Genomic DNA, 26,550 nt, shown 5'->3' with positions numbered 1-26,550 from the left:
TCAGAAGCGGTAGAAACCCGTAGTTGCTCCGAGGAGTGATCGGATCATGTTATTGCCGTCGTAGAGGGATCGATGTCCGAACTCGGAAGGTGCTTTCCCGAGAGACGATTCGCGGTCGCGCAGTCGTTCGGAAAATAGATCACAACCGCGGTGAGCGCAGGGGAAAACCAGCGGGGAGCCGCCTATATTTTCAAGAAGAGAACGATCAGGTTGATCACCATCATCGCGACGAAGCCGACGAGCCAGAGTTCCATATCTCTCACCTCCGTTAGAGTTTGAAGATCGGTTTAACATGTTCTGGGACGTTCTCGCCGCTGGCCCCTTCGGTCAGATACGAGACGAAGATCGTCACGGCGATCGAAACGGAGATCGCGATGAAGTAAAAGTCCATCCCGATCGGGAACGCGTACCCGAGCTGTGTCGCAGCCAGCAGCGTGACGTTGAGGAGGAGCGACGCGGCAAGTCCAGCAGTAACGCCCTCTCTACTCGCGCCTTTCCAGAGCAGCCCGACGACCACAGCAGGGATCGTCCCGCTAACGAACGTGCCCCAGCCGAAGGTCCCGAGGATCGCGACGAGGTGGCCGCCGTACAGGCCGAAGATCACCGAGCCAACGCCGACGACGAGGACCGCCGCTCGTCCCAGCCACGTTTCCCGCTGTTCGGAAACCTCCCAGCCCATCGCCCGCACGAAGTCGCGGGCGATCGCGCCGGAGGCGACCGAGAGGAAAAACGCCGCGGTGGACATTATCGCAGCGACCAGCCCCGCGTAAATGACCATCTGTAAGACGATGTGCAACCGATCGACGAACTCGAAGGCGGCCATGTCGGGGTCTGCGAGCGGTTCGACGCTTCCGGACGCAACCAGGTAGAGCGCAACGAAACCGATGAGCAACCAGAGGATGCTCCCCACAGCATAGGTGACACCGCTGACGAGGCCGACGGTTCGCAGCCCCTTCGGATCGTCGATCGAAAACATTCGTTGGAGGACCTGTGGCTGTCCCATGACGCCGATACTGAAGACGACCGGCCAGATCAATAGCAGGCCAGGTGCAGACTCTTCGGCGAGCCCCCAGCCGTCGAGCATCTGGGGAGCAAACGCCTTCGTCACATCTGCGCCGGTGAGTTCGCCGGCCTCGACGACGGTCATCGTCGTGTTTTCCATCCCGCCGGCGATCTGGAAGAACCCGACGACGACGCCGACGACGCCCACGAGCATCACCGCGCCCGTGTACGCTCCCGCAAGCTGGGCCGACGCCATGCCACCGACGGCAACGTAGACGATGATCAGGCCGAACACGAGCCAGACGGCGGTCTCCATCGAGATACCGAGGATTACCGAGAGGACGTAGCCGCCGCCAGCGACCTGCGAGGCGAGGTACGCCCAACACGCGATAAAGAGAATCACTGCGAGTATCCCGCGGATCGCGCCGCTGTTGAACCGCTCGTCGGCGATGTCCCCGAGCGTGCCGATGTCGGCGACATCGGCCATTCCGCGGACGCGCTTCCCGACGATCCAATAGGCCATTGCGAACCCGAGGCCACTGGCGAAGGTCATCCACAGCGAGGACGTGCCCATCTGGTAGACGAGCCCCGGACCGCCGATAAATCCGAAGGCGCTCATGACCCCGGACATACTCGCCAGGGTGATGACCGCCGCACCGAACATCTTCGTCGCACCGTAGAACTCGTCGGAGGAGTCGATCAGGCGCTTGCTGTAGAGACCGACAGCGAACACCGAGAGGATAAACAACGCGACGAAGCCGGGAACGAGCAAGTCGATCATTGATTACGCACCTCGACAGCCTCGTCGGCTTCCGGTCTCTCGCTCTCTGCGTTCACCCGCTCGACTTCATCGAGGAACCGGTCCCACTCCCCTTCCGGCAGGAAGTGTTTGCGGAAGTAAATCCCGTAGCCGAGGGTGATCGTCATGAACCCACCGACCCAGTAGAGCCAGTAGACGGCGGCGAAGGACGGATGCATGCCGGTGACCAGAAACGCCGGTGAGCTGCCTGCGAACGCGTTCGAGTAGTACTCGGTCAGGACGAACGCCGATAGCTGGAGTCCGGTCCATATTCCGAGGGGATAGACGAGCAACTTCGTCGAAATCGTCCCGTTTGAACTCGCGCCGATGATGAACCACGGATGAAAGAGAAACACCGAGACGAGCAAGGCGACGAACCAATAGCCGGCCAGCCCGAGTCCGAGCACGGCAGTCCATAGAACGCCGCTTGCGAGCATCAGTTCCGAGGTTATTCCCCCGACATCGATCTCGCCGTCTAACATGTGCTTGCCCCCTCAACGGTCGACCCGCAGCTTCGATTCCTCCGTTCCAATTCGTGCCGTGGTATCCAGATTGTATATTCCATGTGTCCATCACTCGTACGTGTTCACGAAGCCGCCGTCCCAGAGCAAGTCACCGCCGTTAAGGTGTTTGCCGTGGCGTGAGAGCCCGAAAGCGAACAGGTTGCCCGCCTCGACCGGCGCCATCATCTCGGAGGTCCGAGCCTGCCCGAGCATCACGTCCTCGACGACCTCTCGCTCGGTAATACCGCGTTCTTCGGCCGTATCCGCAATCTGGTCCAGGACGAGCGGTGTCTTGACGTAGCCCGTGCTGACCGTGAACGCACGGATATCGCCGTCACCTTCGGCCGCAGTCGACCTGGTAAGCCCTCGAAGGCCGAATTTCATCGTGTTGTAGGCGACCTTATCGCGGGTCACGTAGTGACCGTGGACGGACGCCATGTTGGCGATGGCACCGACGCCATCTTCGGCCTCGCGGATGTGTGGAAGCGCCAGTTTCGTGAGATACATCGGCGCGCGGAGCATCACCTGGTAGAGCGAGTCGAACGTCTCCATCGGGAACGACGCGATCGGCGAGATGTGCTGTATGCCAGCGATATTTGCGACGTACCGAAGCTGTCCCGCATCGGCGGCCGTCTCGACGAGTGCCTCGATCTCGGCGTCGTCAGTCAGATTACATGCGACCGTCTTGAGGTCCCCCTTGACTGCGAGGCCGTCCGCTTTCTCGGCCGTCTCGTGGAGACCGTTCTCATCGACATCGGTTGCGATCGTTGTCAAGCCATTTGCCGCCAAGACGAGCGCCGTCGCACGACCGATCCCCGACGCTGCGCCAGTCACGATCGCCACGTTCTCACTGGTAAACCGCGGATCGTCGATGTGATGGATCAAATCGGCGGTGAGCTCGGGTGGTTCGATACTGTTGTGTGTGTCGGATTCCCCGCTCATGTAGCTAGAAAGACGGGCGGTATCGGGTTCAAACAGAAGGTTGATATGTAATCATCGCCGCCGGCTTGCGGTTTCGATGGCCATTGAGTGTAGCCGTCGATACTGTATACCGTCGATTTCGCTGATTTCAGTGTGAATCGGATTCGTCGTCGAACACCGCCGTATTGGCCTCCCCGAGTTCACTCGCTTCGATGTGGGAGTACATCTGTGAGGTCGTCTTCGGATCGGCGTGTCGGAGCGTTCGTTGGGCGCGTTGTGCGCCGTGCTCTCTGAAAAGCGCCTCACCGACGCCACGGCGTGCACCGTGGAGGGTAAGGTACTCGCCGTTTTCCGTATCCAGATCGGGGATGGGTGCTTCGCTAGAAAGCCGTTTCAGCACCGTCCGCGCTCCGGATGTGCTCATCGAGGGCGGTTCGATACCGTTTTCGAGCATGAATTCCCAGGGATCGCCATCTGGAACGTCGTGTCCTGCAGCACGGATGTTCTCGTACAACGATGGCGGGTGTCGGGAGGGGAATACCGGCCACGAGTTCGCGGGCGAGTCAAGAAGTGTCTGCAGTCGCTGTAACGGTTCGATTGTCTGCCCCGTAAGCCCGACTTCCTCGTTCGGATTTTGGCTCTTGCCGAGGACCGTAATGACGCCGTTTTCGAGATCGACGTCGCCCCACCGCAACCCGTTCCGTCGCTCGTCGCGGTAGTCGGCAAGGACCTCCGACCCCCGAACGCCGGTGTAGGCGAGAACGGTAATCAGCGTTCGGTTGCGAATTGCTTCGAAAGCGTCGGTCCCTCGCTCATCGATCGCCTCGCGGGCACGTTCGTCGACGTAATTGATGATCGCGTGCCGTTGTTCGGGCTGCCAGAACTGCTGCTCGCCGCTGTTGGTCCGTGCAGTCGGCAGCGGTTTCTTTGCTTTCCGTTTTTCGGCCGGGTTTTCAGGGAGATACTCGACCTCGACGGCCCACGTTAATAGCGCTGAAACGTAGTTATAGTACGTCCGGGCTGTCGACGCGCTAATTCCGTCTCCGTCGGCGGTCTTCGAGCGCCGCTTGAGAGACGACGCATAGTGGCGCATCGTCAGCGGTGTCACGTCGTCGAGTGTCCGTACATCCTGGTCGGCACACCAGTCAGTCCACTTCTCGAGGACGTACTCGAGATTCTGTGCATAGTTGCCGTCGCGCTCGGCGATGAACTCGGCTGTCGCCCCCTCGAGCGGCGTTTCTCGGCGTGAACCCCCGGAGTCGCTGTTTGTCATCGACTTGGCTTCCCCGAGGGCGGCGACCTACCTAAATCCACCGCACATTATTGGCCTAATGTGTAGTGTATTCCCCAATTCATGATATCGAAGATATAACCCGTGAGGAGCCAGATACCGGGCATCTCACGCTAACTAGATTGAACATAAATCATATTACGCGATATAGAATCCTTCTGGCTTCGAAGTTCACAGATTCTGCGTTTGGATTTCTACAGACCACTAACCAGACGATACATGGCACGTCTCGCAAGTTAGGATAGGTACTGTCGCTTACGACAGGTGAGCCCGAAATGAAGCTACCTCGAGTACTTCGACATCATTCACCTGAGGTCGGCTATATCGATTCGTCATGCACGGTAGTGAAATTCACCCATAATAGTTATTTTGCTCAGATAGTGAGGAAGAGATCATGGTTTGATAAGAAAATTAATGTCACTAGGTAGAGAACCGGGGTGTAGATTCAAATAGGATGGAGTGGTACTTTTAATTCACAAAAATTGAGTTCGCCAGATATCCATGCAAAATTTCCAGCTATGATTGGCATACCGTTCGGTTACATAGTGGCTGCGCTAATAATTCTCGGGACCATCCTCTCTGCACTTGGCGTCCTAAGTACTTCGCAGGGACTTGCTTTACTGATAGTTACAATGACTGCTCTGAGTCTCTGGATTATAAACCACTTTTTGGAAGGGTTCTTAGGTTCGCATCAAGACTCTAATGAATGAGTTTCAGTACGTACCAAACTCACGAACGCCTATTTTTGAAGGGAATTTGACTTTAGTGTTATTATTGCACTGCTTTAGATAGTTAATCCTTTTAGATGAAGCGTTGCAGGCCTCACATACGGCCTTGGTGCAGTTATACTGTTCAATTTTTCGTTTCACTCCACTCGGCGTCGACTTTGAGTGGCTTGGTGACAACGTTTTGACTTGTGAGTCAACCGAACAGATTCGCGTATGTAGAATGGGACATGTGACCGATGACCGGCAGCGCTGGTAGATTAGGCAGCGATCACACTGTCGATGGGTCCCCAGGTTCATCCGAGATCGGCGTGCGGAGTCATGGGGTCAAATTAACTGTAACTGGATCTGCGGTTTCGAGATACGGGGAGAACTCGTCACGAGCCCACTGCAGAGCAGTCGGGAAATCGTTCATTAGAACGCCGCGCACGCCACCGTTTTCATGGAAGGTGATATCGGCTCGCGACCGCTCGTCGTGTTCTGTGATCCAAAGCGTATAAGGAAGGTCCTGGTCGGTCACGTAGAAGTCAACGTGATCTGTAATATCAACCTTACTGAATATGTCCTGATAGTATTCAAGGAGGGAATCTAATGCGTTTTCGTGGAGCAGGAGTTCGGCTTTGATGTCGTGTTCTCGGACGAGGTCGGTAAGTGCCTCAATATATGCCGAGAGGATGAGAGGAACGAGGTCGACTAGTCGGTCGGTTGTCTTGAGCGCCTCGATGCTATCTTTGAGGGCAGATCCTGGGGCATGCGGATCAATGGTTTGGATGGATACTCGCTGAAGAAAACGGGATCGATGTGGACCTCTACGGAGGCGGAGTCAAGGACGTCACTAGCGCGAGCGATGCCGTCCATGGTCTTCGTGTACCGGTTGTGTTCAGAGAAAGATACACGGCCGAGTTCGGTAAGGTAGTAGGTGCTGTCATGTCGCTCAATACAGTCTGCGTCTCCAAGGCGCTAATGGCACGACCAATCGCCGAGCGGGACCAGTCGTCGGAGTCGACGAGATCTGATCTCGTCCGGAGTTCGTTTGCGAGGGCGGTGAGCACATTGTGTCGTTTGTGAAGCGTTGACCAGAGCTCGGCGCTATTCTCCTTGATCATATTATACGCTACTCCAATTATAGTGAGAGTGACGGCGATGTCGATGAGCGATCGGAACCGATTGCGAAGAACGGATCGGATGCGGCGGTGATCGCGAATCGGTTACTGCGGCTCGAACCGGTAGAAGACGCGGTCGTCGTCGGTCGGCCCGTCGATGTCGACGATCTTCAGCGAGACCGGATCGCCGATCTCGAGGTCGGAGTAGGCCGCGTCGTCGATTCGACCCGAGAGCTGGACGGGACCCAGGTCGACGACGCCGACGACGTACGGCACCTCGTGCTCGCGCAATCCGAGCGGAAGCCCGCCGCGGACCGCCGAGAAGGCGAAGAGTTCACCGTCGTGCGGGAGATCGACGTACTCGAGGGCGTCGCCGGTACACTCGGGACAGACGATGCGCGGCGGGAAGTGGATCGCGTCGCACTCGGTACATCGCGTCGTCGTGAACTGTCCCGCTCGAAGATTGTCGTAGAACTCGTGGATCTGGGTCTGGTCCGCCGTCTGCAGGTCGTAGAAGTCGAGCAGTCGGGGGAACTCGATCTCCGAGGGGACCGAAACCTGTTCTCGCTCGTCGTCGGTCGAAGTATCAGTCATTGTGGATCACGGTCGAGGACCATGACGCTGTGAACCGAGCCGCTCCCGCTGAGATTGTGGATGAGACCGGTCGTCGCGTCGTCTACCTGCCGATCGTTCGTCACGTCGCCCTGGAACTGCTGGGTGATCTCGAGGGCCTGCGAGACGCCCGTTGCGCCGAGCGGATGGCCGCAGCCGAGGAGCCCGCCGCGCGGATTGACTGCAACGTCGCCGTCGAGGTGACTGCGGCCGTCCTCGATGAACTGGCCGCCTTCGCCGCGCTCGGCGAAGCCGAGTTCTTCGTACTCGATGATCTCGCTGATCGAGAAGCAGTCGTGGACCTCCGCCACGTCGATTTCGGCCAGTGGGTCGTCGATTCCGGCCTGGTCGTACGCGTTCTGCGATGCCTTGCGGGCCTGCGGCCAGCCGCTGAACGACGGCAGGTTGTTGATCGAGTTCCCCGCCATCGTGGACTGCCCGCTGCCGGTGATCCAGGCTGCGGTGTCGGTCACCTCGCGGGCTTTCGCCTCGCTCATCAGGATCGCGCCGGCCGCACCGTCCGTGATACCGCTGCAGTCGTAGAGGTGCAACGGCGGCGCGATCTCCGGCGAGTCGGTCACCTCGTCGGGGTCGACCGTCGACTGGAACTGGGCGAAGTCCGTCCGGGAGGCGTTCGTCTTGTTCTTCGCGGCGACCAGCGAGAGCTGCTCGCGGGTCGTCCCGAACTCGTGCATGTGGCGCTGGGCGTACCACGCGAAGAACGGCGGCGCGGCCAGCCCGTTGGCGCCGTCGAACTCGCGGTCTAAGACGTTCGCCATCGACGACTGCACCTCCGGCATGTGCTCGCGCCCGAGGTTCATCTTCTCGACGCCGAGTACCATCGCGACGTCGAGCTGCCCGGCCGCGATCGCCAGCCACGCATATCGCAGCGCGGCCTGCCCGCTCGCACACGCGAGTTCAGTTCGGGCGATCATTTCGTCGACCTCGATTCCGAGGAGTTCGGCGACCATGGGCGCGACGTGGGTCTGGTTGGCAAATCGTTCGGGCTGGACCGCGCCGACGAACAGCCCCTCGATGTCGTCAGGGTCGACACCGGGAACCGCGTCGAACGTCGCCTTGCCGCCCTCCTGTGCGAGATCCTTCCAGGTTGCGTCTCGTTCGCCCCAGTTTGCCTGTCCGCCGCCGACGATGGCAACGTTTCGCGTCATCGCACGCTCACTCCCCCTCGAACTCGGGGTCGCGGTTCTCTCGAAACGCCGTGACGCCCTCGTACATGTCGTCGGTCGTCGACAGCAGCGCGAACGATTGCTTCTCCATGGCGAGTGCCGCGTCGAGGCCGGCTTCCTGCCCCTCGTTGATGACCCGTTTTGCGGCCTTGAGCGCGATCGGCGGGCCCGACACTAGATCGTCGACGATGTCGCCGACGACGGTTTCGAACTCGGCTTCGGGAACGGCGTGGTTGATCACGCCCCAGTCCTCGGCCCGTTCGGCATCGATCTGGAGCCCGCGGAAGATCAGCTCCTTCGTTCGCGCCTCGCCGACGAGCCGCACGAGGCGCTGGGTCGCACCGCCGCCGGGGATCAGACCCAGCGTCGTCTCGGGCGTTCCGATCGTCGATCCCTCGGTCGCCACGCGGATGTCACAGGCCAGTGCCAGTTCGATGCCGGCCCCGAGACAGAAGCCGTCGATCTTCGCGACCGTCGGCCGGTCGAACTCGGAGACCGTCCGGAAGACCTCGTCGACGTCCATGATGTCGGTCGGTTCGCCCGCGGTAAAGCCGGTGATATCCGCGCCGGAGCTAAACGCCTTGTCGCCCGCGCCGGTAAAGACGACGCAGGAAACGCCGTCGGTGTCGACCTCGGTGAGGAGGCGGTCGATTTCCATGAATACGTCCTCGGACATCGAGTTCATCCGCTCCTGACGGTCGATCGCGACCTCGAGAACGCCGTCGTCGTCGATGTCCCAGTCGAGGTAGTGATACGGGGGATCGACGCGGTAGTCGTAGAAGCCCTTGCCGGCGTCTTCGCCGGTGAATCCGTCTTCGACGAGTGCGACGAGATAGTCGGCCGGTTCGTAGCGATCGGCACCGTGGGTTTCGTACAGCGTTTCGAGTTTTTCGAGGACCGTCTCGAGTCCGAGTCGGTCGCCCCGGCGGCAGACGCCTTCGGGGAAGTTCCCGCCGAGTCGGAGGCCGGTGTCGATCGCTTCGGGCGTGGCGACGTCGGTGCCGATGAGCCAGGCGGCCTTGTTGATCATCACGGCTTCGGTGCGGAGGGTGTCGAAGTCGGAGATATCCTCGGGGTTGTAGTCGACGCCGTCACCGGTTTCGTAGTCGTAAAATCCCATCCCGCTTTTCTTTCCGAGGGCCTCGTTCTCGACTTTCTCCGCGATAACCGGCGGGACCGGCCGGTCCGAGGCGTCCCGGAAGTGGTAGGCGATGTCGATGCCGCCGAAGTCGTTGAGTTCGAACGGGCCCATGGGATAGCCCCGTTCGTAGACCATCGTCGCGTCGGCCGCCCGAACCGTCGTTTCGCCGTTCGATAACATCCAGGCCGGTTCCTCCATGAAGGGAACGAGGACGGTGTTGACGACGAAGCCGTGGACGTCCTTGCGGACGTAGATCGGCGTTTTGTCGATCGATTCGGCCCACTCGGAGGCGAGTTCGGCCGTCTCGTCGGTCGTCGCTTCGCCGTAGGTGACCTCGATGAGGTCCATCTTCACCGGCGGATTGAAAAAGTGGAGTCCGACGACCTGTTCGGGTCGGTTCGTCGCCGACGCGATGGCAGAGATCGAGAGGCTGGAGGTGTTCGACGCCAGGATCGCGTGCTCGGGTGCGTGTTCATCGACCGTCGAAAACGTCTCTTCCTTGATATCGAGTTGCTCCGGGACGGCCTCGATAACGAGATCGGCATCCGAGACGGCCGCCGCGAGATCGGTCGTCGTCTCGATTCGGTCGAGAACGGTCTCGGCGGACTCGTCGAGTTGTCCCTTCTCCGCGAGCTTTTCGACGCTCCACTCGATGTTGTCGTACCCCTCTTCGACGAGTTCCGTTTCGATGTCACGGATCGTGACGTCGTAGCCGCCGAGGGCGGCGACTTCGGCGATACCGTGACCCATGCTACCGGCTCCAAGAACCGCTACTCGTTGGACTGTCTCGCACGTCATCACGGCCTACTCTGTCACACTTCACCATAGGTCTTTGGACGCGGCGGATGGACGAGAGCGACAACGGTGACGATCGGTTGGTCCAACATAGTCGAACGGTTTACTAGCAGTCGTCTATGCGTGTTCTGGCACGACGGCGCCGATGACGTCGGTGCAGCGGACCTTCGACGTGATCGACGCGCTCCGGAAACTCGACGGTGGGAGCCCGACTGAACTCGCGCGGACGATGGACGTACACGTATTTAATCCTTGGAGTGATTTCGGGAGGTCCTGTACTTCCGTCATCCCGGTCCACCCACATCGCGAGATAGCGTTCCGGACGAGCTGCGGGACGAGACGACTCAGTGATCGGGAGACACCGATTAGAGCAATCCCAGAAGCGTGACACCGTGAGTCAGCGCCGCGCTGATGGGGATCAGGACCAGCGTTCGGACGGCGAAAATCGCGGCGATGTCCCGAAATCGAACGGGAATGTCCGTGAACATATCCATCATCATCGGCCCGGACGCAGCGAGAAAGAGGATCTGACCGCTGACGACGAGAATCACGAAGAACTGCGCTGTAGACGCGAGGCCGGTGGCCGTAAGCGCTCCCACGTACATGTCGGCAAAGCCGATGATGAGCGCGGAAGCGACGACATCCGCGTTCGGGATTCCGAACGCGGCGATGATCGACTCGAGCGGGGCGGAGACGACCTGAAAGAGGGAAGTGTTGTGGTAGAGGACGAGAACGGTTGTTCCGATGGCGACGACGGTCCCGGTCATCGTCGCCGTCAGCACGATTCCGTCGACGAGTCCCCTCCAGGCGGCCCGCGGTGAGGACGTCCCTCTCGACTCGTCGATCGCCTCGCTGATAGCGAGTCGGACGTAGTCGCCGGCCGATCCCGTCAGATTCGGTTCGACGGCCGGTTCCGAGACGTACTCCTTCGGAACGCGTGACAGCGGCGGCAGTCGGATCGTCACAACCGCTGCTGCGACGATCGCGATCAGGTAGGCGAGCAGGATAACCGGGAAGATGTGGAGCATGTCGAACGCGGCCGCGAAGACGCCGATCGTTCCGATACTGCCCGTTCCGAAACAGGAACAGATGATGAATACCTCTCGTTTGTTGTAGCCACCGCGGTCGAAGACCTTCCTGGTGACGTAAAATCCGATCGCGAAGGAACCCGCCCAGGAAGCGGCACCATCGAGTGCAGACCGGCCCGGAAGCCGGAAGAGCGGTTTCATAATTGGACGGGCAAGCGTGCCGACGAACTCCAGTGCGCCACACTCGATGAGCAGATTGACGAAAATCGATCCGAGCGGAATGATAATGACGACGCTCAACAGTAACGTCTCCCAGACGACGCCCGAGATTTCGGGATCGAGGATCAACGCCGGCCCGCTCTCGAAGAAGAACCCGGTCGCAACCACTGCACCAACGATCCGGAGTATCCAGAACGCGGTATTCGTCTCCCAGAGGTCGAGGTCGAGCCGAGACGCGGTTTCAGTATCGATACCGATGAGACCGCGACGATACGTTTCCGCCACCGTCGTGAGGACGGCTGCGCCGACGACCATGAGCCAGGCCATTCCCAGCACGTATCGTGCGAGAGTGGCTTCGATCAGGCCGACGAAGACGTCGAACGGCACCGTGATCGTGTTCTCCCACGGAACCGGCAGCACGAAAAACGCGACCCCGACGACGAAAATGATCGTAAACCGAAGAAACGGAACCGTCTCCGTTCCGGTCAGTGACTCGTCGTCGATCGTTTGATCGTCCGCTTCGGTTTCCTCCCAGACATCCGTATCGCTACGCCATGCGTCTTGGCGAAACATATCGTGGTATGAGATACCAATGCTGTATAAATGTATCGGTGATATTGTCCGCAAGAGTGCGAGCGAACAGCAACGCGTTCGATAATCGGCGATCCAACATTAGTGGATCACCGCCCAACCGAGGTCGAACTCCACCTGATATTACATACATACGAATGTAAATTATTGGCGGTATAGCGAGACGAGTTCAGTCCGTGCGTGGCGGCGGCCCCACTGGTGAACTCGCGATCTCTTGCAGTCGCACGGGCGAAATAGTCGCACACAGTGCCGAGGAGAGAGACGGCAGTTGGGCGGAGTCCGTCCGACAATAGTAGACGAGCGTGTACTGTGGAGGGGAGTACTCGAGTGCAGTCGAGATGGTGAGATCGCCAGATCGGCGGTGAGTGGCATACGGCCGGTGGCTGAGGAGGGCATTCGACGCGGTGCAGAACCGCGGGTAGTCGCGCGAGCGTTCACGCATCCTGAACGGGAGCGATGGACGGCGGGTAGAAAGCAACCTCGCCGTCGCCGCGGGGGAGTGTCACGGTGACCCACATACGTAGGTGCCAGGAGTCTCACTGTCGAGTATGGACGTTACGGTCCCATTCGTCTATACTGTCCTCCCGATCGGCGGTGCACTCGCGCCGGTGTTGCTTGGATGGATCATCGATTACAACGGCGAAATCGCGGCCTTCAAGGCGATCGCACTGCTGTTTGTGGCTGCGGCAGTTCTCGTCCTCGCGCTTCGTCGCGCCCGATAGCGCTCCGATAGCGCTTGCTGATCCCGCTATCGTATCGATCGGCGCAGCGAGTCGATCAGTGGCCGTACCGATACTTGATCGTGATCGAATCGACTGTCTCCTGGAGCTTCTGGAGGAGCGTTCGACGGTACTCCTCGTTTTTGATCCGCTCCGTCGGCGTCACGATTCCGACGGCACCCGCGACCTGCTCGTCGATGTTGATCGGGATTCCGACGAGTCCCATCCCGACGACCTGCTGATTCCAATCGACGGCGTGCCCGGCATCGCGAATGTCCGCCAGCTCCGACCGAAGAACGCGCTCGTCCGTGATCGTCTGCTCCGTCACCGGCTCCAGTCCCTGCGTTTCGATGATCTCGCCGACCCGCTCATCCGGAAGCTGTGCGAGGATCGCTTTCCCCGTCGCGTTCGTATGAAGCGGGGTCGTCATCCCCGAATACAGTCCTAATTCGAGCGACCGATCGCCGCGCTCCGTGTGGAGTATCACCGTCTCGTCGTGCTGTTCGACGACGAGCGTCACCAGTTCGTCGGTTTCCACGGCGAGTTCAGCGAGCAGTTGCTCGGAGACGCGAAAGAGACTGTTTCGGTGTTTAATCCGCGATCCGGTCATCAGGAAGCGATAGCTCAGGGAGTATTCGCCGCCGTCGTTCACGACGTAGTCGGTTTCCGCTAGGGTGCGCAGATAGGCGTGGGCGGTGCTCTTCGGAATCGACATTCGGGTTGCGATTTCAGACGGCCCTGCGCGCTTTACCTCCCAGAGAACGGCGATGATATCGAACGCCCGAAGCACCGATGTCATCGTCGGTGTTCCGCCTGTTGTCATGGTACCACCGAACACGAACGGCGAGTTAAGTCGTTCGATTATAGTGGACGGCGAGACCATCCACCGCCGAAACGAACGCCTCGAATAACCGCCGACCCGACAGCTGTACCGGGTCAGCGGGCAGTTCGCGAGACGCGGAACGGAGATGTTCGAGTTGCCGACTGCCGATACGCAAAGCCCAGTCCGTCTATCAATACTGGACGAAGTCCGGCCGCAATTAGCTGCGCTCTCCGTCGATCGGTAGCGATCCGTATTCCGCGACGAACTCCTCGCGAAGCACCTTCTTATCGAGTTTGCCGGTCGAGGTCTTCGGGAGCGATTCGACGACGAAGAACTCGTCCGGCAGCCACCACTTCGGAAATCGATCGCGGAGGTGCTCCCGGAGTGTCTCTTCACTGAGAGAGGCACCCGGTACGACGTGCGCAATGGGGCGTTCGTCCCACGTTTCGTGTTCGACGCCGAGCACCGTCGCCTCGTCGACGCCATCGTGGGCCGTCAGTTCGTTTTCGAGTTCGATCGAGGAGATCCACTCGCCGCCGCTCTTGATGACGTCGTCGAGACGGTCGACGACCTCGAGATAGCCGAACTCGTCGATGACGCCGACATCCCCGGTCTTGAACCAACCGTCGCCGGTAAACGATTCGTCGGTTTCGTCTGGGCGATTGTAGTACTCGTCGATGAGCCACGGCGCACGGGCCTGGATCTCGCCCGTCGACTCGCCGTCGTGAGGAACCGGGTCGCCGTTTAGATCGCGGAGTCGGATACGACAGCCGGGGGCGGGAAGCCCGGGTTTCAGTTGCTGTTGGTACTGCTCGCGTTCGGAGAGTTCCTGCACTTCGGTCGTCGTCATAGTATTGACGAGATGGGGTGCGGCTTCGGTCATCCCGTACCCCTGCTTGATCGGCGCATCGAACTCTTTATCGAACGTCTCCATGAGCCACTCGGGAGGAGACGTGCCACCGATGAGCACGCGATCGAGACTCTCGAGGCTGAACTCGTCGCGTTCGCCGTCCGTGTCGTAGTAGTCTGCCATCTCCAGCCACACCGTCGTGACCGCCGCGGTGACGGTCACGTTCTCGCGGTCGATGAGGTCGGCAATCTGTTCGGTCCCGGTCTTCGAACCGGGGAGCACGAGCTTCGAACCGCACATCGTCGCCGTGTAGGGGAGCCCCCAGCCGTTGACGTGGTACATCGGCACGACCGGCATCACGACATCGCGCTCGCTAATGGCGAAGACGTCGACGTGGCTGTGGGTCACCGCGTGGAGGTACAGGTCGCGGTGGGAGTAGGCTGCGCCCTTCGGAAGCCCGGTCGTTCCGGAGGTGTAGCAGATTCCCGCCTCCTGATTCTCGTCGATGGCGGGCCAGTCGTAGTCGGCGTCTCGCCCGTCGAGGAGGTCCTCGTAGGCGTGGATCGGCTCGAGACTGGTCTCAGGGACTTCGTCGGCGAGGACGACGTACTGCTCGACCGTCTCGAGCTGGTCGGCGACGGCCTCGACGGTATCGACGAGATGGGGGTCGACGAAGACGACTTCGTCTTCGGCTTCGGTGATGATCTCGACGATGTGCTCGTCCGGCAGCATGTGGTTCGTCATGTGGATACTCCGGCCGCTGCAGGGGAGCGCGAAGTAGAGTTCGTAGTGGCGGTGGTGGTTGAGCGCCATCACCGACAGTCGCGTCTCGGGGGAGACGCCGAGTTCGTCGAGTGCGTGTGCGAGTTGTCCCATTCGGTCGGACGCGTCGGCGTACGTGTAGCGGTGGGTCCGTCCGTCGAGTTCTTCGGAGACGATTTCTTTGTGGGAAAAGAGGTCAGTGGCCCGTTCGAGCATGACCTGTAGCGTGAGTTCGTAATCGTTCATCGGGGGTCACCGCGTGGGTGGATCGGATCGAAGCTGACGCGGGCAATCCGATTTCGTGCGATCGCCGTGATCGGGTGGCGGGTACTACCGGAAACGCCGTTCCTTCGGTCTGGGACGATGTTCGCGAGGATCGGTCTCACCGCGGTGTCGCCGTTGAGCGAGGCGATTGCGGTGCGTTGTTGACTCGTGTTGGTAGTAGCGCGGACGGTGGCGTGTCGTCTACCCACGTGTATCATTACGAGATCATGTGATGGGATAGCATATATACCTTTTGTGGAACGGGTCCCCGGCGGTGCGATCGGTGACTACAGTTCCGCTTCGAGTTCACGAACGGTATCGCGGACGTTGCGAACGCTTTCGGCCTGGCTGTCGTTGGTTTCGGAGAGCGTTTCGATCTCGGTCGCGATGTCCCGGATCTGGTCGACGGCCGAGTCGAGCATGCTCGCGATCTCTTCGGCGCTTGCGGCTTGGTCGTCGGTTGCGTCGGCAATTTGATCGACGCCGGTGGCCGCCTCGGTAGCTGCGGTCTCGATTTCGGACTGTTTGTCGTCGACGACCCGTGCGTGTTCGATGGCGTCGTCGACGCGGTCGAGCGTCGTTTCGACGCTCTCGATGGTTTCAGCGGTATTGGTTCGGATCTCTCCGACGATGTCTTCGATGGTGTCGACTTCCGCTTTCGATTGATCGGCGAGTTCTTTGACTTCGCTTGCGACGACGCGAAAGCCCGCGACGTTGGTGTCGGCCTGTGCCGCCTGAATGTTGGCGTTCAGCGCCAGCAGGTTGGTTTCGTCCGCAATATTGTCGATGACGTCGACAACCGTGTCGATTTCTTCGACGCGGTCTTCCAGGAGCCGACTGTTCTCGGCGAGCGTCGTCGTCGCGTCGCGGACCTCGTCGATCGAGGAGACGATTTCCGTGGTCGCCGTTCTGGATTCATCGGCCAGTTCGGCCGCGGTCGCGCTCTGGTCGCTGACTTCGGTGGCGCTGGCGGCGATCTCTTCGACGGTCGCCGAGAGCGATTCCATCTCGTCGCGGACCGATTCGAGGTTCTCGACCTGGTCGTCGGCGAACGCTTCGAGTTCGGCGTTGGTCTCGGCGGTGGTTTCGCTCGCGGCGAGCAACTCTTCGACCGCGCCGTTGACGGTGTCGCTGATCGATTCCTGAACCCGTTTTACGTCCTCGCGCTGTTCGACCAGATCGGTAACGATGCTCACGTACTCGAACGCGCCGACGACGTCGCCGTCGGGAGCTTCGAGGGGCGTCCCAGCGGCGCGAATGTGCCACTCGTCGCCCCCGTTCCGTCCGGATCGGACGTCGTCCTCCCTGACCGATTCGCCCGTTCTGGCGATTTCCTCTGCCAGCGTTTCGTCGACACCATCGGTCCCGATAACATCGATCGCCTTCTCTCCGATCGCCCCCTCGTGACCGATTCCGGTGAGCGCCGTGTGTTCCTCGTTCCAGTGGGTGATGACGCCGTCGTCGTTAACGACCAACACCGGTTCGGGAAACTCTTCGACTAACTGGTCGAAAAGGTGTCGCCAGAAGTCACGTTCCGCTCGAAGTCGATCCACTTCAGTACCCTCAGTTCCGTTATCAGGGTTTGTAACCTCCGATTGCGGACGAAGACGTGTACTAGCCATCTACTGTCCGTTTGCTGGACAAGTACTAAATATCTATTGGCAGTTGCGGCCGGAGGCGGACTGGACGCCACAGCTATCGCGATAGCGACGCATTCGTCAGAAGCGAATACTCGTTCTGGACCGCCGAAGCATCCTCGGAAACGATTCCGGTCTCGGTACGGATGGTTTTACAGATGTATGGTTGTAATACCCCCGAATCAGCATCGTATCGGCTGTGAGGGACGAAATACAGCAAGTGAGCGCGTTTCCGCGGGTTGAACTCGAGCGACGATCGTGATCTCGTAGCCGAACGGAGATTCGGATTTCACGAACGAGACCCAGCGAGTTCCGAATCGAACAGCAGCCGGTTCAGCGGCCCGCGACGGGGGGACAAGCGGACGTGACCGTTCCAGCGGCGAATCGCCGTATCGGTTACGAGTACGTCTGGTTGAGTTCGATAATCGTCGCCGCATGGCGGAGTTTCGGCAGGATCGATTCCTGGATTCGGTCCTCGTCCAGTCGGCTGCTCGGGCCGGAAACGCTGATCGCACCGGAGATCCGGTCGTCTCTAAAGACGGGCACTGCGACGCAGTGTAACCCGTTGATACGCTCTTCCCGGTCGTACGCGACCTCCCGTTGTCTGATCGTTTCGAGTTCATCGAGCAGCGACTCCCGGTCGGTGATCGTCCGGTCCGTTTTCGCCGGGAGACCGTGGCTGTCGATGATCTGTTCTCGTCGCTCCGGCGGGAGATAGGCGAGGATGGTCTTGCCGAGCGCCGTCGTATGCAAGTGCACGCATTGGCCGGTGTAGGAATCGATACTGACGGCATCCGAGCCTCGCTCTCGGACGATGAACACACCGTACCCGTTCTCTTCGACGAGGAGATTGGCCAGTTCACCGGTCTCGTCGGCGACGGTTCTGAGTTCGGGTTTTCCGACGTCGTACAGCTTCTTTTGCGTTCGGGCGTACGCACCGAGATCGAGGAATCGAAGGCCGAGTTCGTACGTCCGGCCGTCACTGACGACGTAGCCCTCGTGTTCCAGCGTTTTGAGATAGTTGTAGGCGCTGCTCTTTGGCAACTCGAGCCGGTCGGCGATCGCCGTTACGGTCGCCCCGTCGAGTTCTTTGAGCGCTTCGACGATTCGAAACGTCGTCTGTGCCGTTTTCACGGGCGTTTCCGGTTTCGTGTCTCTCGTTGTCATTGTACACGATAGACTGTTCGCAATGTACTAATAGCTGTTCGTCCGTGGCAACTGTTTCATACGGCCTGCTGTAACGATTGACCGACGAAGTCGCAAACCGACCCGCGGCTGCGCCGGAACTGACTGCCAGCGATCCTCTCACCCATCGACACAGCAGGGGATCGCGGCGGATGAACTCGTCACCTGGCTCGTCGAGCCGGGCGATTTCGTCGAGAAAGGGCAACTGCTCGAATGTCGTCGAGACCGTCAAACGCTCGTCGAGATTCCGTCGGCGTACGACGGCGTTGTCGCGGCATTGCTCCTGCTCGAGGCGGGTCAGTAGGAAACGGTTTTCGTGATCGCTTCCTCGATCCGCGGCGGGTGCGGAACGTAATAGTCCTCCATCGAGAGCAGCGGAACGGGGATGTCGAAGCCGGTCACGCGCTCGATCGGCGCTTCCAGATACAGCAGCACCTCGTCGTTGATCGTCGCGATAAGCTCGCCGGCGAACCCGCCCGTCTTGGCCGCCTCGTGGACCACGACGCAGCGGCCGGTCTTTCGAACCGACTCGGTGATCGTCTCCCGGTCGAGCGGGGAGATCGTCCGCAGGTCGATCACCTCGGCGTCGACGCCGTCGAGGTTGTCGACGGCCTCGAGCGTCTTGTGCATCATCGCACCCCACGAGACGACGGTCACGTCGTCCCCTTCCTGCCGGACCGCCGCCTCGCCGAGCGGTTCGGTGTAGTCTCCCTCGGGGATGTCCTCGCGCAGCGACCGGTAGACGTGTTTCGGCTCCATGAACAGGACCGGATCGGGATCGCGAATGGCGCTGATGAGCATCCCCTTGGCGTCGTGCGGCGTCGACGGGATCGCGACCGTAAGCCCCGGAACGTGGCCGTACGCTCCCTCCAGACTTTCGGAGTGGTGTTCGAGCGCCCTGACGCCGGCCCCGTAGGGCGTTCGAACGACCATCGGCGCGGTGAGTTCGCCGCGCGTTCGCCAGCGAATCCGGCTGGCGTTCGTGACCAACTGGTCGAACGCCGGCGGCAGAAAGCCGGAGAACTGAATCTCCGCGATCGGACGGAACCCGTGGGTCGCCAGGCCGACCGCGCTACCGACGATCGCAATCTCCGAGAGCGGCGTATCGAGGACCCGGTCCGACCCGAACTCCGCCAAGAGCCCGTCCGTCGCCCGAAAGACGCCGCCGGACTCGGCAACGTCCTGCCCGAAGACCAACGTCCGATCGTCGTTTCGCATCTCCGCGTGCAGTGCGTCGTTGATCGCATCGATGATTGTTGCGTTCATGACATCACCCCTTCGGCCGCTGTTCGATGAACTCGTACATGTCCGGTCGCTCCTCCAGCAGGTCGCGCAATTCCTCGAGTTGACGTTCCAACTCGGGCGGCATCTCCTCGTGGAGGTACGCGAAGAGTTCTTCGATGCCGCGTTCTTCGACGGCATCCGCGGCGTCGACCGCCTCGTCGAACTCCGACTCGACCTCCTCGCGGATCGCGTCCTCGTCGATCGCGCCCCAGCGTCCGGTCCGCTCCAAGAACGCCCGGTATCGTGCTAACGGATCGCGTTCCTCCCACTCGTCGACCTCGTCGCCGGAGCGATACCGCGTCGGATCGTCGCTCGTCGTGTGCGCGCTGCGCCGGTAGGTGACGGCTTCGACCAGAACCGGCGTTCCCTCGAGGGCGCGTTCGCGAGCCGTCGAGACCGCGTTGTAGACCGCGAGCACGTCGTTGCCGTCGACGCGGATGCCGTCGACGCCGTACGCCAGGGCCTTCTGGGCGACCGTCTCGGCGTTCGTCTGTTCGTCGAACGGCAGCGAAATCGCGTACTGGTTGTTCTGACAGAAGAACACGGCCGGCACGCCGAGGACGCCGGCGAAGTTCAGCCCCTCGTGGAACGCGCCGGTCGAGGTCGCCCCGTCGCCGAGATTCGCGAACGCGATGGCGTCCTCGCCGTCGAGTTCGAGTCCCCAGGCCTTGCCGGTCGCAAGCGGGATGTGCGACCCGATCGAGATCGCCATGCCGAAGACGTTCGCCCCCTCCATTCGCGAGGCGTCTTCGATGCCACGCCAGTACAACAGCAGGTCGCGCATCGAGAGGCCGTGTAACAACAACGCGCCGGCCTCGCGGCCGTACGGAAAGATCCAGTCGTCGCGCGAGAGTGCGTAGCCGCTGCCGATGATGCTGGCCTCCTGGCCGTGGCCGGACGCGATCGTCCCGAGGCGGCCGCGTCGCTGGAGTTTCGTCGCTCGCTCGTCGTAGATGCGCTGAAGAAGCATCCAGCGGTAGAGATCGCGGAAGTCCTCGTCGTCGAGATCCGGAACTCGTTCGGCGTCGAACGAACCGTCGGAACGTACCACGCGGTACGTTTCGATCTCTAGGTCACCCTGCGAGAGCGGATCGACGCCGATGTCGGCCGCTGCTGGAGGCACTGTTCGTGGGCTGTCGTCCATAGTACGCCTCAACATGACTCCATCAGCCGTATAAATCTTTGCGACTGATTCTCAACGGTAGTTACACGAGTACAAGACGCGGACCGATGGGCTGTCGAGCGGCGTCCCGCTGCGTGTTTACCGCTTCTTGCGCCGATCGAATCGGCGAACCATACTCGACGTCGTAACCGCCGGTTGATCACAATCTTTTTACCACCTTGTGAGAATTGAGAGGTGTATGCTACCACGTGACAGGAGGACATTCCTCAAGAGTGGGGCCACGGCCGCCGTCGGTCTGACCGGACTGGCCGGCTGTCTCGGCGGGGGAAACGGTGACGGGACGCTCGGATTCAACTTCACCGTCCCGGTCGAGAACCTGGGTTCGTTGCTGGATATCCCCGACATTCAGGACCAACTCGACAACATCGGTGAGGAGTACGAACTCGACGTCTCGCAGAACTCGAGCACCCCGGATTCGTTGAACGCGCTGGCGGCCGGGGAGTCCGATCTCTGTCTCGTGACGACGGTGAGTTACGCTTCTGCGGTGATGCAAGAAGCCGTACCCGGGAACATCACGATGCTCGCGACGGACTTCTGGGACGCTCACGCGGACCACTACGGGTTCACGATCTTCTCACGTAGCGACTCGGAGATCACCGAACCGGCGGATATGGAGGGAGCGACGCTTGGCGTCAACGCTCTGGGAACCGGCATCCACTCGGTGTACCAGCGCCAACTCCTGGATCTCGGGCTCGATCCCGACGAAGACGTCGAGTTCGTCGAGCAGGATTTTCCGACGTTTACGGCCGGTCTCGAAGACGGCATCTTCGACGTCGCGATCTATCCCGCACTGTTCGCACCTCAGGCCCGAGACAACGGCTTCAACGAGGTGTTTTCCAGCCAGGACGTCTGGGACGAGGCGTATCCGTTCGCGTACATCGTCGCCTCGAATACCGCTCTCGAAGAGAAAGAGTCGGCCGTGCGGTCGTGGATGGAAGACTACGTTACGGTCGTCGATTACATGTTCGAGAACCGCGACGAGGTCGTCTCCCTGGCCAGCGACCACTTCGAGCTTCCGGAGTCGCTCGTCGACTCGTTCTTCCTGACCGATGCGGACTACTACCGGGACGATATCGAGATCGATACCGAGCGCCTCCAGTACGCGATGGACGAGATGCACGACATGGGGTTCACCGACGACACGTTCGACGTCGAGGAGTACGCGACCAACGAATACCTCCCGTGAGGAACACGAGATCCGACCATGAACCGAACGCAGACCCACCGACAGCACCCCCCGAACGCAAAATCGACGCACGATACGATGGTTGACGGACACGTGACGATCGCCGAACTCGAAAAGGAGTACGAGTCGGGAGACGAACGAACGACGGCGATCGAGGACTTCTCGGTGACGGTTCCGAGCGGCGAGTTCCTCGGCGTCGTCGGCCCGAGCGGCTGTGGCAAGAGTACGCTGCTCTATCTCGTCGCCGGCTTTCTCGAACAGACGACAGGGACGATCGCCGTCGACGGCGACCCGATCGATGGCCCCGGAACCGACCGCGGCGTCGTCTTCCAGGACTACGCGCTCTTTCCGTGGCGAACGGTCATGGGAAACGTCACGTACGGACTCGAAGAAAAGGGCGTCGGCAAGGAAGAGCGTCGGGCGACCGCCCAGCGGTTCATCGACATGATGGATCTCGACGGCTTCGAGGACAAGTACCCCAAAGAGCTGTCCGGCGGGATGAAACAGCGCGTCGCGCTCGCCAGAACGCTCGCGTACGATCCGAAGATCCTCCTGATGGACGAACCCTTCGGCGCGCTCGACCAACCGCTGCGCGAATCGCTCCAGGACCACCTCATCGACATCTGGCGCGAACTCGAGAAGACGGTCATCTTCATCACCCACGACGTCGAGGAGGCGGTGTATCTCTCCGAACGCGTGCTGATCATGACCCGCCACCCGGGGACCAAAAAGACCACCGTCGATATCGAACTGGATCGCACGCAACCCCGCGAAGAACTCGTTCTGTCCGACGAGTACACCGCCACGAAGAACGACGTGTGGCAATCGCTTCGGGAAGAAACGACGCCCGGAGGAGAACACTGAGCGCATGTCGTACGCCGACTTCCGACTGGAGACGGTTGCGGAAACGATCCCGAACCCGTTCAGACGGGTCGTCCGGTTCGTCTTCGAGTGGATTCCGATCGCGATCGTCGCGGGACTGTGGGAACTGGCGAGCGGAACCGCCGTTTCGAGCGAGATTCTGCCCCCGCCGTCCGCCGTCTTCGCGGTCTCGTGGGAGTTGCTCGTTTCCGGACGGATCCTCCCGCACTTGCAGGTGTCGCTCTACCGAATCGGCGTCGGACTCGGCCTGAGTATCGTCGTCGGCGTCGCACTCGGCGTCGGAATGGCCCGCGTGAAGCCGATCGAGAACTTCTTCGAGGTGTTCCTGGCGCTGATCTACCCCGTCCCGAAGGCCGCACTCGTGCCGCTTGCGATCCTCTGGCTCGGCATCGGTACGGAGACGGCGATCCTGATCGTCTTCCTCGCCTGTTTGCTTCCGATCGTCCTGAACAGCTACAACGCCGCTCGAAACGTCGATCGGAACCTGATTTGGTCGGCGCGGATGATGGGAATGCCCGCGTGGAAACTCCCGATCAAAATCGTCGTTCCGGCGACGATACCGAGTATCCTCACCGGGATTCGACAGGCGATTCCGATCGCGTTCATCGCGCTGGTCAGCGCCGAACTCATCGCTTCGAACCGCGGCGTCGGATTCGAAATCCTGCGGCACGGACAGATCGGGAACTACACGTCGATGTTCGCCGTCCTCGTCGTTATCTCCGGGACGGCGTTCGTCGCCGTCCGCGGCTACGAGTGGCTCGAACGGCGGGTGGTCACATGGACGTGACCAGAACGGTCGGCCTCGATCGCAACGACGTGATCGCCGCCGCCAAATCGATCTACTCGCTCGTACTGCTGTTGCTCCTGTGGGAGTTCGTCGCGCAGTACGACATGGTCCACTCCTACTTCCTGCCGCCGTTATCGGACGTGCTGGCTACTTTCTACGAGTTGACTGCCAGCGGAACGATGCTCGAACACGCGTACCTGACGTTCCGCCGAGCAATGGCCGGCCTGCTGCTCGCGTGTCTCCTTGGGATCGTCGTCGGCGTGCTCGCCGCCCGAAACCGAATCATGGGCTGGTTCTGGGACCCGGTCATCGAGGTCGGTTACCCGGTGCCGGTAATCGCGCTCGTTCCGGTCTTCATGTTCTGGTTCGGCACCGGCGACCTGCCGAAGATCATGCTAGTCGTCGTCGGCTGCTTCTGGCCGGTCGCGATCAACGCCCGCAATGCGACCCGCGAGGTCGACGAGAACCTCGTCTGGTCGGCGCGAATGATGGGGACCTCGGATCGCCGACTGCTCCGACGGGTCGTCGTTCCGGCGGCAGCACCGGGGATCATCTCGGGCGTTCAAATCGCGCTGCCCATCGCGCTGATCGTCACGTTCGTCTTCGAGATGGTCGCCGGCGGCGGCGGGCTGGGCCACCTCGAAATCCAGGGCGTCCGGTCGTTCGAGTCGGCGCAGGTGTACGCATCGCTCATCGCAATTATGATCGTGGGATTCACCCTCGACCGCGGGCTGCGGTACCTTCGCGGCCGGCTCCTCGCGTGGACCTGACCAACGATGCACATCGTCCTCATCGGCGGCGCGAGCACGATCGGCTCGACGGTCGCCGACACACTTGCTACGGCTGACCCGACGCTCGACATCACGCTCGTCGACCCGGCAACCGAGGCCGCCTGGGCCCACGCCGTCGACATCACACACGCCGCGTTTCACGCCGCGGGCGCACCGCTCGGCGGTGAACGAGCCGACTCGTTCGGCACCATCCAAGCCGCGGACATCGATGCCCTTCCCGCACTCGATCCTGCACCCGATCTCGTGATCGTCACCGCCGCAGGACCCCGGCCCGACGACGCCACGGACCGCGACGCACGCGACGCTGAACTCGAGGCTAACCGCGCCGTCGTCGACGACGTGGCCGACCGACTCCGAGCGATCGAGTCGGTGCCCGTTCTCGTGCTGACGAACCCGATCGATCGAATCACGCACCGTCTCTGGCGACGACTCGGGTGGCCGCGGAAGCGGTTTCTCGGCTACTCGCTGTCGGAGACGGCGCGGGCGGCACACGAGATCGGACGGCAGACGGGCGCGCATCCGTGCACCGTCACCTGCCCCGTCATGGGCGAACACGGCGAGGGGATCGTCCCGATTTTCTCGAAGCTCCGCATCGACGGCGACCCGGCGACGGTAACTGCCGACCAGCGTTCGGCCGTCCGCGAGTTCGTCCGGCGTGTGCCGTTCGAAATCGCGAGTCGTCGCGGGGCAAACGAGACTTCGCGCTGGGTGACAAGCGCCGGCGTGGTGCGGGTCGTCCGATCGATGATCGATGCGGGTAGTACCGCGCGTTCGAGTACGGGACCGGCCGGTGGTTCGAGAACCGCAATCTGTCTCTCGACGCCGCTCGACGGCGAGTACGGGTTCGACGACGGCTGTCTGAGCGTGCCGGTGACGCTAACGGCGACGGGCGTCGGCGACATTCTCGAGTGGGAGTTGACCGAGGAGGAGACCGCGCGATTGGCAGCCGCTCACGAGCGGGTTACTGCCGACCTCGAACTGTCGTAACTGGTCGGCTCCCTGAACTCGTTTCGTTCCGGACCGGGTCCCTGATCGGTTCACCAATGGACACCGTGTTGCCGGTGAAAATCCCGTCGCTGAGGGCGCTATTCCGTGGAATTCCGGCCCTCACGCGCACGAGGAGGCCCGGTTATCCGACGCGATACACCGCCAGCCTGACGCCCGCCGGCTGGCGTGTTCCGGCGGCGACGAAGACGTGCCGCGTGAGCCAGTCTAGTTCCGGATCGGCGGTTTCGAACGACGGCACCGATCGAAAGTAGACGGCATCGGGATCGACCGGATCGCCGTCGCGGAGCCGTTCGCTCGCCTCCGACGGAGCCCGCCGGATGCCGCGATTTTCCACGTACACCCGCGAACCGTCGTCGGTTTCGAAGGCGTACTTCGCCACCAACTCCGTCGGCCCTTCAGCCCGAAAGAGCTGGTAATCCGCGCCGGCCGACAGCACTCGTCCGCTACACCGCCCCGTCACTGTACCGCCGCTAATCGGGATGATGCGACGGTGTCCGTCGCCCGTCTCGCCGATCTCGATCGGTTCTTCGACCTCCACGGTCAACTCGAGAACGCGCTCGAGTTCGGGTTTGGGTGCGGGCGATCCGTGTGAATTGGGATCATCACCCATTAAAAGGAACGTGAACGCGCCGATACATAACTATTGTCGATTGGGGCAGGCGGTCGCCGTAGCCGGGGCGAACCGAACGGGTGAGCGGTGACGGTGTCCGAGGACGGACCGATCCGTCGGCGGCGTTCGAGAATTCTTATAGGACTCGATCCTGTCGGTACGAGACACCGCATGAGTTTCACACGAACGTGGACGGTTCGTTTCTCGGATACGGATCCGTTCGGGATCGCACACTACCCGCGGATGATCGATGCGATTCACGAGACCTCGGATATGTTCATGGAATCGATCGGCTGGCCCTTCTGGGAACTGACCGACGAACACGGGGTCGGTCTCCCGCTCGTCTCGATGGATTTCGACTTTACGGTCCAGGTGGAAGCCGGCGACGACGTCGAGATCGAACTGACGCCGACGGTCGGCGAATCGAGCGTGCAACTGGAATACCGAGCGACGCACGACGGGACCGTCGTCTTCAGCGGGACGGAACACCGCGTCTGCGTCCCCGTCGACGGCGACGGGGGCGTCCCGGTCCCCGACGAACTCAGAACCGCTCTCGACGCCGTTGCCGACTGAGTCGTCCCACTGAAACGACCGTGGACGAGGAGATCCGGACGACGAGGACGAGATCGTGGGCCGGTGACGAGTGCGTTCGTAGCACGACG

The 26,550-nt window shown here is 61.2% G+C and carries 25 protein-coding genes; 7 read left to right on the top strand and 18 right to left on the bottom strand.

Going from position 1 to position 26,550, the window contains the following annotated elements; all coding sequences use genetic code 11:
- Positions 1-268: 268 nt before the first annotated feature.
- The 10 genes from C481_RS02830 to C481_RS02795 all read right to left on the bottom strand — a co-directional run bounded on the left by C481_RS02830 (position 269) and on the right by C481_RS02795 (position 11,899).
- The gene (locus C481_RS02830; protein WP_006107374.1) at positions 269-1,783 is read right to left on the bottom strand and encodes a sodium:solute symporter family transporter; all 1,515 of its coding nucleotides are present in this window, start codon (positions 1,781-1,783) and stop codon (positions 269-271) included.
- Positions 1,780-2,283 carry a hypothetical protein gene (locus C481_RS02825; RefSeq protein ID WP_006107373.1) on the bottom strand — a complete coding sequence of 168 codons (504 nt, stop codon included), beginning with the start codon at positions 2,281-2,283 and terminating at the stop codon, positions 1,780-1,782. The genes C481_RS02830 and C481_RS02825 overlap by 4 nt, the downstream gene beginning before the upstream one ends.
- Positions 2,284-2,373: 90 nt before the next feature.
- Positions 2,374-3,246 carry an SDR family NAD(P)-dependent oxidoreductase gene (locus tag C481_RS02820; protein ID WP_006107372.1) on the bottom strand — a complete coding sequence of 291 codons (873 nt, stop codon included), beginning with the start codon at positions 3,244-3,246 and terminating at the stop codon, positions 2,374-2,376.
- Positions 3,247-3,373: 127 nt separating this feature from the next.
- On the bottom strand, positions 3,374-4,498 hold the full coding sequence (locus C481_RS02815; protein ID WP_006107371.1) for a tyrosine-type recombinase/integrase: 1,125 nt from the start codon (positions 4,496-4,498) through the stop codon (positions 3,374-3,376).
- A 1,062-nt stretch (positions 4,499-5,560) separates the two neighbouring features.
- Positions 5,561-5,965 carry a transcriptional regulator FilR1 domain-containing protein gene (locus tag C481_RS23280; protein WP_449406446.1) on the bottom strand — a complete coding sequence of 135 codons (405 nt, stop codon included), beginning with the start codon at positions 5,963-5,965 and terminating at the stop codon, positions 5,561-5,563.
- A gap of 484 nt (positions 5,966-6,449) precedes the next feature.
- Positions 6,450-6,938 carry a Zn-ribbon domain-containing OB-fold protein gene (locus C481_RS02810; RefSeq protein WP_006107370.1) on the bottom strand — a complete coding sequence of 163 codons (489 nt, stop codon included), beginning with the start codon at positions 6,936-6,938 and terminating at the stop codon, positions 6,450-6,452.
- The gene (locus tag C481_RS02805; protein WP_006107369.1) at positions 6,935-8,125 is read right to left on the bottom strand and encodes a thiolase C-terminal domain-containing protein; all 1,191 of its coding nucleotides are present in this window, start codon (positions 8,123-8,125) and stop codon (positions 6,935-6,937) included. The genes C481_RS02810 and C481_RS02805 overlap by 4 nt, the downstream gene beginning before the upstream one ends.
- A gap of 7 nt (positions 8,126-8,132) precedes the next feature.
- Complete coding sequence (locus C481_RS02800) at positions 8,133-10,082, bottom strand: 3-hydroxyacyl-CoA dehydrogenase/enoyl-CoA hydratase family protein (protein WP_049904374.1); 1,950 nt, start codon at positions 10,080-10,082, stop codon at positions 8,133-8,135.
- 114 nt (positions 10,083-10,196) lie between these two features.
- The gene (locus C481_RS21885; RefSeq protein WP_161605617.1) at positions 10,197-10,367 is read right to left on the bottom strand and encodes a hypothetical protein; all 171 of its coding nucleotides are present in this window, start codon (positions 10,365-10,367) and stop codon (positions 10,197-10,199) included.
- A 77-nt stretch (positions 10,368-10,444) separates the two neighbouring features.
- Positions 10,445-11,899 (bottom strand): YjiH family protein, encoded by a 1,455-nt coding sequence (locus tag C481_RS02795; protein ID WP_006107367.1) that lies wholly within the window; start codon positions 11,897-11,899, stop codon positions 10,445-10,447.
- A gap of 566 nt (positions 11,900-12,465) precedes the next feature.
- On the opposite strand from C481_RS02795, the gene C481_RS21560 reads away from it, so the two are divergent.
- On the top strand, positions 12,466-12,639 hold the full coding sequence (locus C481_RS21560; protein WP_193787831.1) for a hypothetical protein: 174 nt from the start codon (positions 12,466-12,468) through the stop codon (positions 12,637-12,639).
- A gap of 55 nt (positions 12,640-12,694) precedes the next feature.
- Here C481_RS21560 and C481_RS02790 read toward each other — a convergent pair whose 3' ends face one another.
- The 7 genes from C481_RS02790 to C481_RS02760 all read right to left on the bottom strand — a co-directional run bounded on the left by C481_RS02790 (position 12,695) and on the right by C481_RS02760 (position 20,585).
- Positions 12,695-13,459: an IclR family transcriptional regulator gene (locus C481_RS02790; protein ID WP_083860876.1), complete on the bottom strand. Its 765-nt coding sequence runs from the start codon at positions 13,457-13,459 to the stop codon at positions 12,695-12,697.
- A gap of 217 nt (positions 13,460-13,676) precedes the next feature.
- Positions 13,677-15,317: a long-chain-fatty-acid--CoA ligase gene (locus C481_RS02785; protein WP_006107365.1), complete on the bottom strand. Its 1,641-nt coding sequence runs from the start codon at positions 15,315-15,317 to the stop codon at positions 13,677-13,679.
- A complete protein-coding gene (locus C481_RS02780; protein WP_006107364.1) occupies positions 15,314-15,553 on the bottom strand; it encodes a hypothetical protein in 240 nt (79 codons plus the stop codon). The genes C481_RS02785 and C481_RS02780 overlap by 4 nt, the downstream gene beginning before the upstream one ends.
- Positions 15,554-15,622: 69 nt before the next feature.
- Positions 15,623-16,957 (bottom strand): methyl-accepting chemotaxis protein, encoded by a 1,335-nt coding sequence (locus C481_RS02775; protein WP_049904372.1) that lies wholly within the window; start codon positions 16,955-16,957, stop codon positions 15,623-15,625.
- Positions 16,958-17,368: 411 nt separating this feature from the next.
- Positions 17,369-18,139: an IclR family transcriptional regulator gene (locus C481_RS02770; protein ID WP_006107362.1), complete on the bottom strand. Its 771-nt coding sequence runs from the start codon at positions 18,137-18,139 to the stop codon at positions 17,369-17,371.
- 315 nt (positions 18,140-18,454) lie between these two features.
- Entirely contained in the window at positions 18,455-19,423 is a 969-nt protein-coding gene (locus tag C481_RS02765) for an alpha-ketoacid dehydrogenase subunit beta (RefSeq protein WP_006107361.1), read from the bottom strand.
- 4 nt (positions 19,424-19,427) lie between these two features.
- Positions 19,428-20,585 (bottom strand): thiamine pyrophosphate-dependent dehydrogenase E1 component subunit alpha, encoded by a 1,158-nt coding sequence (locus C481_RS02760; RefSeq protein ID WP_049904371.1) that lies wholly within the window; start codon positions 20,583-20,585, stop codon positions 19,428-19,430.
- A gap of 217 nt (positions 20,586-20,802) precedes the next feature.
- Here C481_RS02760 and C481_RS02755 point away from each other — a divergent pair, with 217 nt between their 5' ends.
- The 5 genes from C481_RS02755 to C481_RS02735 are packed head-to-tail and all read left to right on the top strand — an operon-like array spanning position 20,803 to position 25,257.
- Complete coding sequence (locus tag C481_RS02755) at positions 20,803-21,810, top strand: ABC transporter substrate-binding protein (protein ID WP_006107359.1); 1,008 nt, start codon at positions 20,803-20,805, stop codon at positions 21,808-21,810.
- Between the two features lie 18 nt (positions 21,811-21,828).
- Complete coding sequence (locus C481_RS20980; protein ID WP_006107358.1) at positions 21,829-22,674, top strand: ABC transporter ATP-binding protein; 846 nt, start codon at positions 21,829-21,831, stop codon at positions 22,672-22,674.
- 4 nt (positions 22,675-22,678) lie between these two features.
- Positions 22,679-23,479 carry an ABC transporter permease gene (locus C481_RS02745; protein WP_006107357.1) on the top strand — a complete coding sequence of 267 codons (801 nt, stop codon included), beginning with the start codon at positions 22,679-22,681 and terminating at the stop codon, positions 23,477-23,479.
- Positions 23,470-24,249: an ABC transporter permease gene (locus C481_RS02740; protein ID WP_006107356.1), complete on the top strand. Its 780-nt coding sequence runs from the start codon at positions 23,470-23,472 to the stop codon at positions 24,247-24,249. Before C481_RS02745 ends, C481_RS02740 begins: the two co-directional genes overlap by 10 nt.
- Positions 24,250-24,255: 6 nt before the next feature.
- The gene (locus tag C481_RS02735) at positions 24,256-25,257 is read left to right on the top strand and encodes a malate dehydrogenase (RefSeq protein WP_006107355.1); all 1,002 of its coding nucleotides are present in this window, start codon (positions 24,256-24,258) and stop codon (positions 25,255-25,257) included.
- A 142-nt stretch (positions 25,258-25,399) separates the two neighbouring features.
- Here C481_RS02735 and C481_RS02730 read toward each other — a convergent pair whose 3' ends face one another.
- Complete coding sequence (locus C481_RS02730) at positions 25,400-25,888, bottom strand: DUF3237 domain-containing protein (protein ID WP_006107354.1); 489 nt, start codon at positions 25,886-25,888, stop codon at positions 25,400-25,402.
- A gap of 171 nt (positions 25,889-26,059) precedes the next feature.
- Between C481_RS02730 and C481_RS02725 the strand changes: the two genes are divergently transcribed.
- The gene (locus C481_RS02725; protein WP_006107353.1) at positions 26,060-26,461 is read left to right on the top strand and encodes an acyl-CoA thioesterase; all 402 of its coding nucleotides are present in this window, start codon (positions 26,060-26,062) and stop codon (positions 26,459-26,461) included.
- The last annotated feature ends 89 nt before the right edge of the window (positions 26,462-26,550 follow it).

Origin of the sequence: Natrialba asiatica DSM 12278 (genome assembly GCF_000337555.1) — an archaeon.
GTDB lineage: Archaea > Halobacteriota > Halobacteria > Halobacteriales > Natrialbaceae > Natrialba > Natrialba asiatica.
The sequence above is the reverse complement of the archived record's forward strand: the minus strand, read 5'-3'. Positions and strand labels throughout refer to the sequence as shown.

What these genes read in the sequence shown, in the direction of transcription:
- C481_RS02735 (WP_006107355.1), top strand. Translation starts at nt 24,256, where the DNA reads ATGCACATCGTCCTCATCGGCGGCGCGAGCACGATCGGCTCGACGGTC.
- C481_RS02780 (WP_006107364.1), bottom strand. Translation starts at nt 15,553, where the DNA reads ATGATACACGTGGGTAGACGACACGCCACCGTCCGCGCTACTACCAAC.
- C481_RS02795 (WP_006107367.1), bottom strand. Translation starts at nt 11,899, where the DNA reads ATGTTTCGCCAAGACGCATGGCGTAGCGATACGGATGTCTGGGAGGAA.
- C481_RS02740 (WP_006107356.1), top strand. Translation starts at nt 23,470, where the DNA reads ATGGACGTGACCAGAACGGTCGGCCTCGATCGCAACGACGTGATCGCC.
- C481_RS21560 (WP_193787831.1), top strand. Translation starts at nt 12,466, where the DNA reads ATGGACGTTACGGTCCCATTCGTCTATACTGTCCTCCCGATCGGCGGT.
- C481_RS21885 (WP_161605617.1), bottom strand. Translation starts at nt 10,367, where the DNA reads ATGACGGAAGTACAGGACCTCCCGAAATCACTCCAAGGATTAAATACG.
- C481_RS02725 (WP_006107353.1), top strand. Translation starts at nt 26,060, where the DNA reads ATGAGTTTCACACGAACGTGGACGGTTCGTTTCTCGGATACGGATCCG.
- C481_RS02800 (WP_049904374.1), bottom strand. Translation starts at nt 10,082, where the DNA reads ATGACGTGCGAGACAGTCCAACGAGTAGCGGTTCTTGGAGCCGGTAGC.
- C481_RS02785 (WP_006107365.1), bottom strand. Translation starts at nt 15,317, where the DNA reads ATGAACGATTACGAACTCACGCTACAGGTCATGCTCGAACGGGCCACT.
- C481_RS02770 (WP_006107362.1), bottom strand. Translation starts at nt 18,139, where the DNA reads ATGACAACGAGAGACACGAAACCGGAAACGCCCGTGAAAACGGCACAG.
- C481_RS20980 (WP_006107358.1), top strand. Translation starts at nt 21,829, where the DNA reads ATGAACCGAACGCAGACCCACCGACAGCACCCCCCGAACGCAAAATCG.
- C481_RS02745 (WP_006107357.1), top strand. Translation starts at nt 22,679, where the DNA reads ATGTCGTACGCCGACTTCCGACTGGAGACGGTTGCGGAAACGATCCCG.
- C481_RS02775 (WP_049904372.1), bottom strand. Translation starts at nt 16,957, where the DNA reads ATGGCTAGTACACGTCTTCGTCCGCAATCGGAGGTTACAAACCCTGAT.
- C481_RS02730 (WP_006107354.1), bottom strand. Translation starts at nt 25,888, where the DNA reads ATGGGTGATGATCCCAATTCACACGGATCGCCCGCACCCAAACCCGAA.
- C481_RS02825 (WP_006107373.1), bottom strand. Translation starts at nt 2,283, where the DNA reads ATGTTAGACGGCGAGATCGATGTCGGGGGAATAACCTCGGAACTGATG.
- C481_RS02815 (WP_006107371.1), bottom strand. Translation starts at nt 4,498, where the DNA reads ATGACAAACAGCGACTCCGGGGGTTCACGCCGAGAAACGCCGCTCGAG.
- C481_RS02760 (WP_049904371.1), bottom strand. Translation starts at nt 20,585, where the DNA reads ATGGACGACAGCCCACGAACAGTGCCTCCAGCAGCGGCCGACATCGGC.
- C481_RS02755 (WP_006107359.1), top strand. Translation starts at nt 20,803, where the DNA reads ATGCTACCACGTGACAGGAGGACATTCCTCAAGAGTGGGGCCACGGCC.
- C481_RS02790 (WP_083860876.1), bottom strand. Translation starts at nt 13,459, where the DNA reads ATGACAACAGGCGGAACACCGACGATGACATCGGTGCTTCGGGCGTTC.
- C481_RS02820 (WP_006107372.1), bottom strand. Translation starts at nt 3,246, where the DNA reads ATGAGCGGGGAATCCGACACACACAACAGTATCGAACCACCCGAGCTC.
- C481_RS02805 (WP_006107369.1), bottom strand. Translation starts at nt 8,125, where the DNA reads ATGACGCGAAACGTTGCCATCGTCGGCGGCGGACAGGCAAACTGGGGC.
- C481_RS02830 (WP_006107374.1), bottom strand. Translation starts at nt 1,783, where the DNA reads ATGATCGACTTGCTCGTTCCCGGCTTCGTCGCGTTGTTTATCCTCTCG.
- C481_RS02810 (WP_006107370.1), bottom strand. Translation starts at nt 6,938, where the DNA reads ATGACTGATACTTCGACCGACGACGAGCGAGAACAGGTTTCGGTCCCC.
- C481_RS02765 (WP_006107361.1), bottom strand. Translation starts at nt 19,423, where the DNA reads ATGAACGCAACAATCATCGATGCGATCAACGACGCACTGCACGCGGAG.